At 70.6% G+C, this 14,531-nt stretch carries 1 protein-coding gene (cut by a window edge); it reads right to left on the bottom strand.

What is annotated here, in order from left to right:
- On the bottom strand, nt 1-14,531 hold the beginning of the coding sequence (locus ABIC25_RS18570) for a non-ribosomal peptide synthase/polyketide synthase (protein ID WP_354562626.1). The gene continues 25,636 nt to the left of window position 1, outside the view; 14,531 of the gene's 40,167 nt are visible here — the first part of the coding sequence; the start codon lies at nt 14,529-14,531; its stop codon lies beyond the left edge, outside the window.

Here is a 14,531-nt window from a genome sequence, read left to right as displayed (position 1 = left end):
TCGGCGCCCTCGATCTGTGCCTGCGCGGCATCGTCGAGCAGGGTGATGTCACCCACCGGGGCGGCGGGAGACGTGACGAGTCGGCGCAGCACCTCGACGAAGCGCGCGCCGAATTCGGCGATCGTCGGGTCGTCGAACAGATCGGTCGCGTAGATCAGCGAGACGTCCCACGCGGCGCCCGGTGTCGCGGTCACGGTGACCGTCATGTCCATCTGGGCGGCGACCGAGTCGCGCTCGACCGGAGCGATCCCCAGCTCGGTCACCGCGTCGACGACCGCACCGGCCGACATGGCCGGGTCAAACGACAGCATCACCTGGGCGAGCGGCGAGAATGCCTCTGAGCGAACCGGATTGATTCGCTCCACCAGGGCCTCGAACGGCACGTCGGCGTGCGCGAACGCATCCAGGTCGGTGACCCGGACCGCGGCGAGCAGCTCGTCGAAACTCATGCCCGGCCGTACCTCGGAGCGGAGGACCAAGGTGTTGACGAACATGCCGACGAGCGGGTCGAGGGCACGCTGACCGCGTCCCGCGATCGGGGTGGCGACCGCGATGTCCTCGGTGGCCGACAGCCGGGCGAGGACGACCGCGAGGGCGGCGTGGACCACCATGAAGGAGGTCATCCCCCGCTCGGCGCGCAGGGCGTCGACGGCCGCGGCGACGTCCGCGGGGATCTGCAGACCGTGGTGTGCGCCGCGGTTGGAGGCCACTGCCGGACGCGGGCGATCCGCCGGGAGTTCGAGGACCTCCGGCAGTCCGGCGAGCCGGGCCGTCCAGTATCCGAGCTGGCGACCGATGATCGATTCCGGGTCATCGGGGTCACCGAGGACCTCGTGCTGCCAGATCGCGTAGTCGGCGAACTGCACCTGCAGCGGACCGAACTCCGGCTCGGCCCCCCGACTGCGCGCCTGGTAGGCCGCAACGACGTCGGAGACCAGCGGCGCCAGCGACTCACCGTCTGCGCCGATGTGGTGGAGGATGATCGCGAGGATCGCCTCGGTGTCGTCGATGCGCCAGAGTCGGGCCCGCAGGGGCCACTGGGCAGTGACGTCGAATCCGGTTCCCGCGGCGAGTTCGAGCTCGTCGGCGGAGTCCACCAGCGCCCAGTCGAGTCGTCGGTCGACCTCCTCGGCGGGGTGGATCAGCTGATACGGCTCGCCTGCGTCGTCGGGGAAGGTCGTGCGCAGCACCTCGTGCCGCTCCACCGCGTCGACGATGGCGGCGCGCAGCGCGTCGGGATCGAGCGGGCCCGTGAGGCGCAGCACCGCCGGGATGTTGTAGGCGACCGACTCGGGCTGGAACCGGTTGATGAACCAGATCCGGCGCTGCGCGAACGACAGCGGGATCCGATCCGGGCGCGGCGACACGGCCACCACGGGTGGCAGATTCGCGCCGCGTCCGGCGACTGCCTCGACGAGGTCGCGGACGGACGGCGCCTCGAACACGTCTCGCACCGACACCTCGGTACCGAGTGCGTCGGCGACGCGCGAGGCGAGGCGGGTCGCGGACAGCGAATTACCACCGAGGTCGAAGAAGCTTGTCGTGACCCCGATCTCGTCGACTCCGAGCACCTCGGCGAAGACCTGCGCGACCGCGGTCTCCTGCGGGCCGGTGGGCGCGACGAACTCCTCGACCACGGTGGCCGAGTCGGGTACCGGAAGGGCGTCGCGGTCGAGTTTGCCGTTCGCGGTGAGCGGCAGCGTCGCCACGTCGACGATCTGGTCCGGGACCATGTACGACGGCACCGCGCGGCCGGCGAGGCGCCGGACCTCGGCGGCCTCGACCGCATCGTCGGCGTCGCGGACGAGATAGCCGATGAGTTGCTCACCGCGACCGGGGATGTCGACGACACGCGCCGCGGCCGCGTTCACACCCGGGACCGCGAGGAGTGCCGCCTCGATCTCACCGAACTCGATCCGGTAGCCGCGCAACTGCACCTGCGCATCGCCCCGGCCGAGGTACTCGATGTCATCGCCGACGCGGCGTGCCAGGTCGCCGGTGCGATACATCCGGGACCCGGGCTCGCCGTAGGGCGAGGCCACGAACCGCGTCGAGGACAGGCCGGCGCGCTTGAGGTAACCCTGCGCCAGTTGTCCACCGGTGACGTACATCTCGCCGACGATGCCCTCCGGGACCGGACGCAGGCGGTCGTCGAGCACATGGATGGCCAGCGACGACAGCGGACGACCGATGAAGCTCGCGTCATCGGCGGCCACCGACGACGGGTCGAGCGGACGGAAGCTGACGTGCACGGTCGTCTCGGTGATGCCGTACATGTTGACCAGCGACGTGGTCTCGCCCGGATGATCGTCGAACCAGCGCCGGACCTGCTCGAAGCTGAGCGCCTCGCCACCGAAGACGATGTAACGCAACGCCAGTGCGGTCCCACGGCGCCGGCGGGCCTCGGCGAGCTGGTAGAACGCCGAGGGCGTCTGGCTCAGCACGGTGACCCGTTCGCGCGACAGCAGATCGAGGAACTCCTCCGGAGCCCGTGCCAGGTCCCGGTCGACCAGGACGAGACGGCCTCCGGACAGCAGCGGCCCCCAGAGTTCCCAGACCGAGAAGTCGAACGCGTACGAGTGGAACATCGTCCACACGTCCGTCTCGTCGACGTCGAAATCATCTGCGGCGGTGTCCATCAGGGTGACGACATCGCGGTGGGTGACCTCGACGCCCTTGGGCCGGCCCGTGGAGCCCGACGTGTAGATCACGTAGGCACGCGAATCAGGATGGACCGTAACCGGTTCCGGACTCGCAGCGGCACCCTCGACGACCAGTTGCGCGACCGGCACCACCGGTGTGGTGCCCAACCGGGACCACAGTTCGAAGTCCGCGGTCGTGTCGTCGATGATCACCGCGCTCGGCGCGGCATCGGAGACGATGAAACCCAGCCGGTCGACGGGGTTGGTGGTGTCCAGCGGCAGATAGCCGGCGCCGGAACGCAACACACCCAGGATCGAGGAAACGAGGTCGACGCCGCGGGAGGTTGCCACGGCGACGAGATCGCCGGTGGACACTCCCCGCGCGCGCAGGGCCGCGGCGACCGCGGCGGAACGTTCGTCGAGCTCGCGGTAGTCGAGTGTGGACGTGGTGTCGGTGACCGCCGGACGATCGGCATGGGCGCGCGCTGCACCCGTGAACAACTCGGCGAGCGGGACATCGGTGTTGCGGGTCCGGGTGACCGGCGGCGTGAGCCCGCTGCGGTATTCGGCGTCGTCGAGCAGGGAGATGGCCCCGACCTCGGTGGCCGGGTCGGCGACGAGGGTCGTCAGGATGCGGATCAACGCATCCGAGTACACCTGCACCTGTCGCTCGTCGAAGGCGGCGGGCAGATACTTCAGTTTCAGCTCGATCTGGTCGCCGACCACGCCGGTCACCAGGTTGAGCGGGTAGTGGGTCGAGTCGGTGGCGTCGAGGTCCTCGATCCCGATGCCACCGGCGTCGGCTCCCTGCTTCAGCGACTGGGCGTCGACCGGGTAGGACTCGTGCACCGCGAGGGTGTCGAACAGCTGTCCGCGACCGACGAGTGCGGTCAGCTCGGGCAGTCCGAGGTGCTGGTGGTCGAGCACCGCGACCTTCGAGGCCTGCAGCGCGTCGAGGACGTCGGCGGCGCGGGCGCCCGGGTCGACGTCCGCGACCGCGGGCAGGGTGTTGATGAAGAGGCCGACCATCGTCTCGACGCCGTCCAGGTCGGCCGGACGTCCGGAGACGGTCTCGCCGAAGACGACCGTGCGCTGACCGGTGATGCGCGAGAGCAGCACCGCCCAGGCGAACTGCATCACCGTCGAGACGGTGACTCCCCGTGCGCGCGTGAGGTCGTCGACGGCGGAGGTGATCTCGGCCGGGAGCAGCACGCTGTGATCGCGCGGAAGCTGATCAGAGGTCGCCTCGCGGCCGGAGCCGACGAGGGTCGGCTCGTCGACGGCGGACAGCACCGACCGCCAAGCCGCCAGTCCCGCTTCGGTGTCGGAGGCGGCGATGTACCGCAGGTAGTCGAAGTAGTCTCCCCGAGCCCCGGACTCGGCGGCGACGGTGCCGGTGTAGGTCTGACCGGTGGCGTACAGCGCGAACAGGTCGGCCATGATCAGCGGGCTCGACCAGCCGTCGATCAGGATGTGGTGGCTGGTGACGACCAGCGTCGAGCGCGTGCCACTGCGGACGAGGACGAACCGCATGAGCGGGCCGGACTCGAGGTCGAACGGCGTCGCGCGTTCGACCTGCGCGACCGCGGCGATCGCATCGTCGCCGTTGTCGGCATCGACTGTCCGCCAAGGGATCTCGACCGTCTCCGGAACCACCGCGACGACCTCGCCGCTGGGCACCCGGACGAAACTGGAGCGCAGTACCCGATGGCGGGCGAAGACCTCGCGCACGGCCTCGGCGAGACGGGCGGCGTCGACCTCGCCCTTGAGTGTGAGAACCGCCTGCGCGGTGTAGACGTCGACCGCTCCGGCCTCGCGGCCCGCCGCGGCGAGTTCGGCCTGGAACTGCAGGCCGCGCTGCAACGGCGACAGCGGCCACACGTCGGCGCCCGGATACCGCCGGGCCAGGTGATCGAGATCGTCCTGGGTGACGCGCGCACCGAGGACATCCGACGGGGAGAGTCCCGGATCGCCGACGCGGGCGATCTCGTCGACGATGGTCGCGAGCTCGACGTCCCAGCGCCGCGCGAGGTCGTCGACCGCCTCGGTGTCGATCGCGCCGCGCGGGAACGTGAATCCCGCGACGAACTCGCGACCGCTGTCGCCGATCGCGGTTCCCGCGTTGATGCTGAGCAGGTTCGGCACGACCATCGCGCCGGTGACCGTGCCGGGCAGGCGCGGTGCGGCGGGGTCGGGCAGGAACGGCATGCCCGCCTCGCCGACGGCCGAGGCGTTCTCGCCGCCGGCCCCGGTTCCCGTGACGTTGCCGAGGTAGTTGAAGCCGATGCTCGGCAACGGTCGCCGGGACAGCTCGGTGTCGCCGTAGCGGAGGAGTCCGTAACCGATCCCGTTGTCGGGCTGGCCGACCCGCTCCTCCTTGGCGAGCTTAACCGTGTGGACAGCGTCGCCGCGCACGTCGACGGCCATCGGCGCGATGGTCGTGAACCACCCGACGGTCCGGGACAGATCCACGGTCCGCGGATCGGTTCCGCGTAGCAGGGCTTCCTCGTATCGGCCGTGCCCCTCGAGCAGGATGGTCACCGGCCGGTCGTCGGCGATGCCCCGGGCCTGCTGCCACGACCGGACGGCGCGCGCCAGAGCAGCCACGAGAGCGTCGTTGACGTTGCCGCGGAAGGCGGTCGGCACCGAGGTCAGCAGCGCCTCGGTCACCGACGAGCCGACCGTGTGGACCACGGTCTCGGTGGTCGACATGCGGTCACGGGCGCGGTCGACCTCCGCCCCGAGGTCGGTGACCCGTTCCGGCGACCGTTCGAGCCAGTAGCGCAACTCGTCGGATCGCCCGGCCCGCTGGGCATCGAGCGCGGCGGTGAAGGCGCGCGCCGAGGTGACCTCCGGTCGCAACGAATACGCCTGACTGCCTTGATGCTGCGCCCACGCGGTCAGCAGGTCCTCGATGATGACCCGCCACGAGACGGCGTCGACGCCCAGGTGATGGATCACGACGACGAGCCGTGCGGCGGCGGCTGGGTCGGTGACCAGAACGGCCGCGACGAGCTGCCCGGTGGTCGGGTCGAGGCGCCGGGAGGCGTCCTCGAAGGCCGCGACGACGGTGTCGGAGAAGCCGGGGTCGCCGACGAGCGCGGGAGAAGCGAGCGCGGTGACCGCACCGGGCTCCAGTGGCGCGACACCGGTGCGCATGCGCCACTCACCATCCGGCCCCGATTCGACGGCCGCGGCGAGCATCGGATGAACGGCGACGACCTGCGCGAGGAGCTCCTGCGCGATCTCGACGGTGAGTCCGGCCGGAGCGGTCAGCACCATCGACTGGGAGAAGTCGGCGAAGTCGGTGACCTCGTCGGTCTGGCCGAGGATCCAGGAGACCACCGGCGGCACGGCCATCGGGCCGATCCCGCCACCGGCCGGTTCCTCGAGGGCAGGCACCCGCTCGCCGCGGGCGCCGACGGCGCGGGCGATCGCACGAACGGTCTTGTGCTCGAAGATGTCTCGAGGCGACACGTCGATCCCGGCGGCCCGCGCGGCCGAAGCGACCTGGATGGACATGATGGAATCGCCGCCGAGGGCGAAGAAGGAGTCGGTGACGCTGACGCGTTCGAGACCCAGGAGTCCGGCGATGATCGTGGCGAGCTGCTGCTCGACCGGCGTCTCGGCGTCGACGTGATCGGAGTCGACCTCGATGGTCGGCGCGGGGAGTGCCCGACGATCGAGCTTGCCCACCGGGGTCAGCGGCAGTGCGTCGAGCACGACGATCCCGGCCGGCACCATGAACAACGGCAACCGGTCGGCGAGGTGCTCGCGCAGCGTGGCGATGTCGACTGCGTCGTGCAACACCACGTAGGCGGCGAGCGCCGCGACGACCGACTGCCCACTCGCAGCGAGCCCACCGTCGGAGTCGACGCCGATGACGACCGCGGAAGCCACCGCGGGGTGGTCGCCGAGCGCACTCTCGATCTCGCCGAGTTCGATACGCAGACCGCGAAGCTTGATCTGGTCGTCGCTACGACCGACATAGTCCACCGAGAGCGACCCGTCGCGGTCACGGGCCCAGCGGACGATGTCCCCGGTGCGATAGATCCGGTCGCCCGGCGCGCCGAAGGGGTTGGCGACGAAGCGCTCCGCGGTCAGACCCCGCCGCTCGAGGTAGCCGCGCGCCAGGGCCGGGCCGCTCACGTACAGTTCGCCCGCCACCCCGACCGGAACGGGACGGAGCCGGGAGTCGAGCACCAGCAGGTCGACGCCGCCGATCGGCGGTCCGACGAGGACCGGTTCCTCGACCCGCATGGGCGGGCCGATCGCGACACCGATCGTGGTCTCGGTGGGTCCGTAGAGGTTCTGGAATCGCACCAGCGGTGCCCAGCGGTCGCGCAAGGTGTCCGGGACCGCCTCACCGCCCGCGTAGACGGTGTGCAGATCCGGGAGGTCGGCCGGATCGAGGGAGGCGAGCACTGTCGGGGTGAGGAACGTGTGGGTCACGCGGTGCTCGCGCATGAAATCCGCGAGCGGTGCATCGGCCACCGCGTCGCGGTGCCGATACACGACGGAGGCACCCACCGCGAAGGCGAGCAGGTACTCGAGTACGAAGGCGTCGAAACTGGGCGAGGCGAAACCCAGGACGCGAGAGTCCGGGGTGATGCCGGATCTCTCCGCGGCCTCGACGCCGAAGTTGCGCAGGCCGCCCGCGGTGACCTCGACGCCCTTGGGCGTACCGGTCGATCCGGACGTGTAGATCACGTAGGCCGTGTCGTCGGCCCCGACCGCGCTCGGCCGGTCGGCGCCGGTCACAGGCGAATCACTACTTGCCGCAACGGCTTCGATGAGCTCCGGCGAGTCCAGTCCCAGCCACTCGCCGCCGAGCATTCCGGGCCCGGCCACGTCGCCGAGCGTGAGCCCGAGCCGCGCCCCGGAATCGGTGATCATGTGCGACACACGATCCGCCGGGTAATCCGGGTCGATCGGTACGTACCCGGCCCCGGTTTTGGCCACCGCCCAGATCGCGACCATCAGTTCCACCGACCGTGGGATGAGCAGCGCGACCAGGGTGCCGCGGCCGATGCCCCGATCCAGCAGGTACCGAGCCAGCCGGTTCGACGCGGCATCGAGCTCGCCGTACGTCAATGACCGGTCGGGGTCGACGACCGCGGTCCGATCCGCTCCGCCGCGCCGGACCGCGGCGGCGAACAGCTCGGCCAGCGGCACGGCCGGCGTCGCGGGCTGACGGCCCACGGGGGTCAGCAGCTCGCGCTCGTCGGTGTCGAACAGGTCGGCGTCACCCACCGGCACGGCCGCGTCGGTGACCAGCTCGTGCAGCAACCGCGCGAATCGATCCATCATCCGCGCGACCGTCGCCTCGTCGAACAGGTCCGTGGCGTAGTTGACGCGGCCGATCCAGGACCCGCCGCGACCGCCGCGGAGTCCGACAGTCAGGTCCACCTTCGCCGAGTTCTCTTCGGTCTCCACGACTTCCACCGCGAGATCGTCGATGTCGGCGACGAGCGACGACGGGTCGGCGGGCGTGGGGTCGACGGTCAGCAGGATCTGCGTCAGCGGCGCGAAGGCCTCCGAGCGCGACGGCGCGAGTGCGTCCACGACGGCCTCGAAGGGCGCATCGGCGTGGGCGAAGGCGTCGAGGTCGGTGACCCGCACGGCGTCGAGGAGGTCGGCGAACCGCTTCGCGGGGTCGACGACGGTACGCAGCACGAGGGTGTTGACGAACATGCCGACCAGCGGATCCAGGGCGGCGTCGCCGCGTCCGGCGATCGGGGTGCCGATGGCGATGTCGTCGGTGGCCGAGAGTCGCGACAGCAGCACCGCCAGTGCCGCATGGATGACCATGAACTCGGTGACGCCACGCTCGGCGGCGAGATTTCGGACGAGATCTGCTGTCGCCGAGTCGATCTCGAATCCGACTTCGGCACCGGCCATCGACGCGACCTTCGGACGCGGACGGTCGGCGGGAAGTTCGAGCACCTCGGGAAGCCCGGCCAGCGCGGTGCGCCAGTAGTCGACCTGCGCCGAGACACGCGAATCCGGGTCGTCGATCGAGCCGAGCTCACGACGTTGCCAGAGCGCGACGTCGGCGAACTGCACCTCCAGATCGGCGAAGTCCGGCGAACGGCCCTGCGAGCGCGCCACATAGGCGGTCACCACATCGGTGACCAGAGGCCGCATCGATTCGCCGTCGCCGGCGATGTGGTGGATCACGATGAGAACGATGTGTTCGAGATCGTCGACGCGATGCACGCGGATGCGGATCGGCCGCTGCACCGTGACGTCGAAACCCGCGCCGGCGGCCGCGAACAGATCCGATTCCTCGTCGACGACATCCCAGTCGAGTTCGGCGCCCACACCGGTGGCATCCCCGATGACCTGTTGCGGTGCACCGTCGATCGACGGGAACACCGTGCGGAGCACTTCCTGACGCTCGACGACGTCGACCATCGCGGCACGCAGCGCGGCGAGGTCGAGCTTGCCGCGCAGGCGCAGGGCGATCGGGATGTTGTAGGCCGCCGAGCTGGTGTCGAACTGGTTGATGAACCAGATGCGTTGCTGCGCATAGGACAGCGGGATCTCATCCGGGCGCGGGCGCACCGCGGTGACCGGCGGGAGGCCGGGTACGCGGTCGGCGACGCGCTGCGCGAGCTCACGCACGCTCGGTGCGTCGAAGAGGTCGCGGACGCTGACCTCGACGCCGAGCGCCGCACCGGCGCGGGCCGCGACCCGCATCGCGGCCAGGGAGTTGCCGCCGAGATCGAAGAAGGAGTCGACGACCGACATCCGCTCGACTCCGAGGACTTCGGCGACCACAGCTGCCAGGGCCTGCTCGGCCGGCGTCGCCGGCTCGACGATCTCGGACCGGGACACGGTGGGCGCCGGCAGCGCGCGCCGGTCGACCTTGCCGGAGGCGTTACGAGGCATCTCGTCGAGGACGACCCACAGCGTCGGGCGCAGGTGGGTGAGCAACCGTTCCGCGGCGAAGGCGCGGACCGTGTCGACGTCCACGGTGTCGCCCGGATGGCCCGTCAGGTAGGCGACGAGCGCATCGCCCGCGGACGTCGTGGTGACCGCGGCAGCGGCGGCGACCACACCCGGTGCAGCAGACAGGACTGCCTCGGTCTCGCCGAGTTCGATGCGCTGTCCGTGGATCTTGACCTGGAAGTCGGCGCGGCCGAGATACTCGAGTTCACCGTCGGCGCGCCAGCGTGCGAGGTCGCCGGTCCGGTACAACCGCGAGCCCGCTGGGCCGGACGGGTCGGCGATGAACGCCTGGGCGGTCAGCGCCGGCGCGCCGGCATACCCGCGGGCCATCTGCGCGCCACCCAGGTACAGCTCACCGGGGACGCCGGGCGGCACCGGGCGGAGGCGGGTGTCGAGGACCCGGGCCGTCACGCCAGGTGCCGGGCGACCGATGGTGACGACCTCGACCGGTTCGACCAGGGGCCGGATCGTCGCGTCCACCGTCATCTCGGTCGGCCCGTACTGGTTGACGACCACCGCGTGCGGGGCGGCCGCGAGCGTCTGCTGCGTCACCGCGGGGGTGAGTGACTCACCGCCGGTGAAGATCTGGCGCACCGAGGACAGACCGGTGGCGGGATCGAAGCTCTCGTCGAGGAACACCGCGAGCAATGACGGCACGAACTGCACCGAGGTGACCCGCTCGTCGGCGATGATCCGGGCGAGATGCGCCGGATCACGGTGGCCGTCGGGTGCTGCGACCACAGCGGTGGCGCCCGCGACGAACGGCCAGAACAGCTCCCAGACCGAGGCGTCGAAGGTGTACGGGGTCTTCACCAGCACCCGTTCGTCCGCCGGGTCACCGGTGTAGGCCCCGAACCAGGACAGCATGTCGTGCAGGCCCCGATGGGTGACCGTCACGCCCTTGGGCTGTCCGGTCGAGCCCGAGGTGAACAGTGTGTACACCGGGTGCCCGGCGCGCAGCGCCACCGGACGATCCGCGGGGGTGACGGGATCCGACGCAGCGGTCGCGAGCGCGTCGAGATCGACGGTGACGAAGGTTTCCGGAACGGCGGACGCGGCCTCGGCCCAGCTCGGAAGTGCGCCGGCGACGACCACCGTCGACGCACCGGACAACGCCAGTTGCCGGCGGACGACCTCGGCCGGCGCCTCCGGGTCGATCGGCACGTAGGCTCCGCCGGCGAGCACGATCCCGTGGATCGCGACGAGCATCTCGACCGACCGCGGAACGGCAACCGCGACCGCCACATCCGGCGCGACACCATGCTCGAGTAGTCGTCGTGCGAACGCATGGACCAGCGCACCGTACTCGGCGTGGTCGTAGGTGCGCCCGCCCACGCGAACGGCGGGGCGAGAAGCGTTGCGGGCGAACGAGTCCGCCAGCGCATCCGCGACCGTGACGACCTGCCCGGGGCCGGCGTCGGTGTCAGCCGCACCGACCCATCGTTCGATCGCCTCGTGCTCGGCCGAGGTCATCAACTCGGCGTCGCCGACAGGCGCACCCGGGTCCGCGGTCAGGGCGTCGAGAAGGCGGACGAACCGATCGGCGAAGAGGCGCACCGATTCGGGGTCGTACAGGTCGGTCGCATAGAGCACCGAGCCCTGCCAGTTGTCGCCGTTGTCGGCGATGCCGACGGTCAGGTCGACGCGCGCGGAGAGCTCGTCCGGTTCGGCCGGGGTCACGGCCAGGCCGCCGGCCTCGCCGATCGTCAGCGTCTGCGAGGCCAGGTCGGCGATGGCCGACTGGTCGAAGGCGAGCCACACCTGCGCGAGGGGCGCGTAGGCCTCGGTGCGCAGCGGGTTCACCCGTTCGACGACCGCCTCGAAGGGGATGTCCGCGTTCGCGAAGGCCTCGAGATCGGTGCGGCGGACGTCGTCGAGCAGTTGGCCGAAGCCGGCCGAGGAGTCGACGCCGGTCCGGAGGACCAGCGTGTTGACGAACATCCCGACCATCGGGTCGAGGATCGACTGGCCACGACCGGCGATCGGCGTTCCGACGGTGATGTCCTCGGTCGCGGACAGGCGCGACAGCAACACCGCGAGCGCCGCATGCGCGACCATGAACGGGGTCAGCCCGCGATCGCGGGCCAGACGCGCAACGCGGTCCGAGACCTCCTGCGGCACACTGAATTCGACGCGTGCACCGCGCTGTGAGGCCACGGCCGGACGTGGGCGGTCGGTGGGCAACTCCAGCACGTCGGGCGCGCCGTCGAGTTGCCGCGCCCAGTACTGGAGCTGGGCCCCGATGAGCGAGGAGTCGTCGGTGGCGGCGCCGAACACCCGGCGCTGCCACAGGGCGACGTCGGCCATCTGGACCGGCAGCGGCCGGAAGTCGGGCGCGTTCCCGGCCACCCGTGCGGTGTAGGCGGTGATCAGGTCGGTCACCAGCGGCGCCAGGGATTCGCCGTCGCACGAGATGTGGTGCACGACCATCCCGAGGATCGTCTCGGTGTCCGAGATCCGGGAGAAGCCAACGCGCACCGGAAGTTCGGCGACGAGATCGAAGCCGCCGAGCAATACCTCGGGAAGCTGCGATTCGGGCACCTCACGCCAGTCGAGCATCGCGGCGGCCGCCGCCGGCTCGTGGACGAGCTGATAGGCGTCGCCGTCGGCTTCGGGATAGGTGGTCCGCAGGACCTCGTGGCGCGTCATGACGTCGAGCAACGCCGCACGCAGCGCGTCGGCGTCCACGTCGCCCGACAGCCGCAGGACCATCGGGATGTTGTGGGCGGGCGAGGCCGGGTCGAACCGGTTGATGAACCACATGCGCTGCTGTGCGAGCGACAGTGGGATGCGGTCCGGCCGGTCGGCGACGGGCTCGATCGGAGGCAGCCCCGGCCGCTTCGACGCCGCGGCCAGTGCGAGGTCGCGAACCGTCGCGGCGTCGAAGAGGTCACGGACGGTGAGGTCCACACCGAGAGTCTCTGCGGCGCGGCCGACGATGCGGGCGGCCAGCAGCGAGTTGCCACCGACGTCGAACACCGACTCGACGACGCTGATGTCCTCGAGACCCAGTACCTCCGCGAAGATGTCCCGCAGGGCCGCCTCGGTGTCGTTGTCGGGCGCGACGAACTCGGTCGTCGAGGCCAGCACCGGCCGCGGCAGTGCGCCGCGATCGAGTTTGCCGTTCTGGGTCAGCGGCAGCCGCTCGACCGTCATGACGACGTCGGGGACCATGTACTCCGGCACCGTGGCCGCGACTCGACGGCGCACGACCTGTTCGTCGACGTCGGCGCCCTGTTCGGGAACCACGTAGGCGGCGAGGATCTCGCCCCGGTCGGGCAGATCGACGACGTTCGCCGCAGCCGCCGCGATCCCGTCGAGACCGACGAGTGCGGCCTCGATCTCGCCGTACTCGATGCGGAATCCCCGGAGCTGGACCTGGGCGTCCGAGCGCCCGAGGTACTCGATGTCCCCACCGACGCGACGCGCCAGATCGCCGGTCCGGTACATGCGGTCGCCGGAACCGTCGGGCGCGAACGGGTTCGCGACGAAACGCGTGGCGCTGAGACCGGCCCGCCGTAGATAACCCTGCGCGAGTTGCGTTCCGGTGACGTACATCTCGCCGATAACCCCCTCGGGCACCGGCCGCAGCCGCGAGTCGAGGATGTGGATGTCCAGCGACGACAACGGCCGCCCGATGAACGACGCGTCACCCGCCGACACCGCGTCGCGGTCCAGCGCGCGATAGCTGACGTGCACCGTGGTCTCGGTGATGCCGTACATGTTGACCAGCTGCGCACCGTCGGCCGGGTTGTCGTCGAACCACCGCCGGACCTGTTCGAAACTCAGCGCCTCACCGCCGAACACGATGTAGCGCAGCGCAAACGAGGCCTGCTTGTGTCGCTGGGCGGTGATGAGCTGGTAGAAGGCCGACGGCGTCTGGCTCAGCACCGTGACCCGCTCGGTCTCGAGCAGCTCGACGAAGGCATCCGGATCGCGCGTGGTGTCCTGGTCGACCACGACGACTCGTCCGCCGGTGACCAGCGGTCCCCAGATCTCCCAGACCGAGAAGTCGAACGCGTAGGAGTGGAACAGCGTCCACACGTCGTCCGGGCCGAACGAGAACTCCTCCGCCGCGGCCTTCATCAGCGCGACGACCTCGTGATGCGAGACGACGACGCCCTTCGGCCGGCCCGTCGAACCCGAGGTGTAGATCAGGTAGGCCGGCAGCCGCTCGTCGAGGGCCTCCTCTGCTCCCTGAGGAGCCCCGGCCGTCAGATCCACGGGCGCGGCGAATCGCACGTCGATGACGTCCCACGCCGTGGCCAGGTCTGCGTCGGCGAGCACCAGCAGCGGCGCGGCGTCGTCGATGATCGACTGAGCGCGTGCGACCGGCTGTGAGCGGTCGAGCGGCAGGTATGCCGCCCCGGTCTTGAGGACGGCGAGCAGGGCCACGATCAGCTCGGCACGGCGCGGGAGCGCGACGCCGACGAGGCGGCCCGGTCCGGCACCGGCCGCGCGGAGTCCGCCGGCCAGCGCGTCGGACTGCTCGTCGAGCTCGCGGTAGGACAGCGCGGCCCCGGTCGCGTCGCTGACCGCGGGATGGTCGGCGTGGCGGGCGACGGCGGAGCGGAAGAGTCCGGGCAGTGACCCGAGATCGGTGCTGCCGATCAGTCCGAGCGCACGCTCGCGGATCAGCGCGATCGCGCGCCGGGTGGCGTCGGCGATCTCCGCGGGTGCGCGGCCGGCGGCGGCCTCGGTCTGGGTGACCCCGGCGCCGACGGCCGCCTCGGGGTCGAGCCCCTGGGCGATGAAGATCTGGGCCGTTGCCAAGACCCGTGCGTACAGCTCTCCGAAGGTGACCGGACCGGACGCCGCCTCGTAGGCGGTCTCGGAGGGTGCGACGCCGGCCGAGAAGGCGATCAGGTGCAATGTCGAAGGCCGCGAGCCCCAGGTGAGAGAGATGTTGGAGGCCGTTGAATCGACATCGGTCAC

This window comes from Gordonia sp. PvP123 (genome assembly GCF_040547295.1).
GTDB lineage: Bacteria > Actinomycetota > Actinomycetes > Mycobacteriales > Mycobacteriaceae > Gordonia > Gordonia terrae.
Note: the sequence above shows the minus strand (reverse complement) of the source record. Positions and strands in the feature narration are given on the sequence as shown.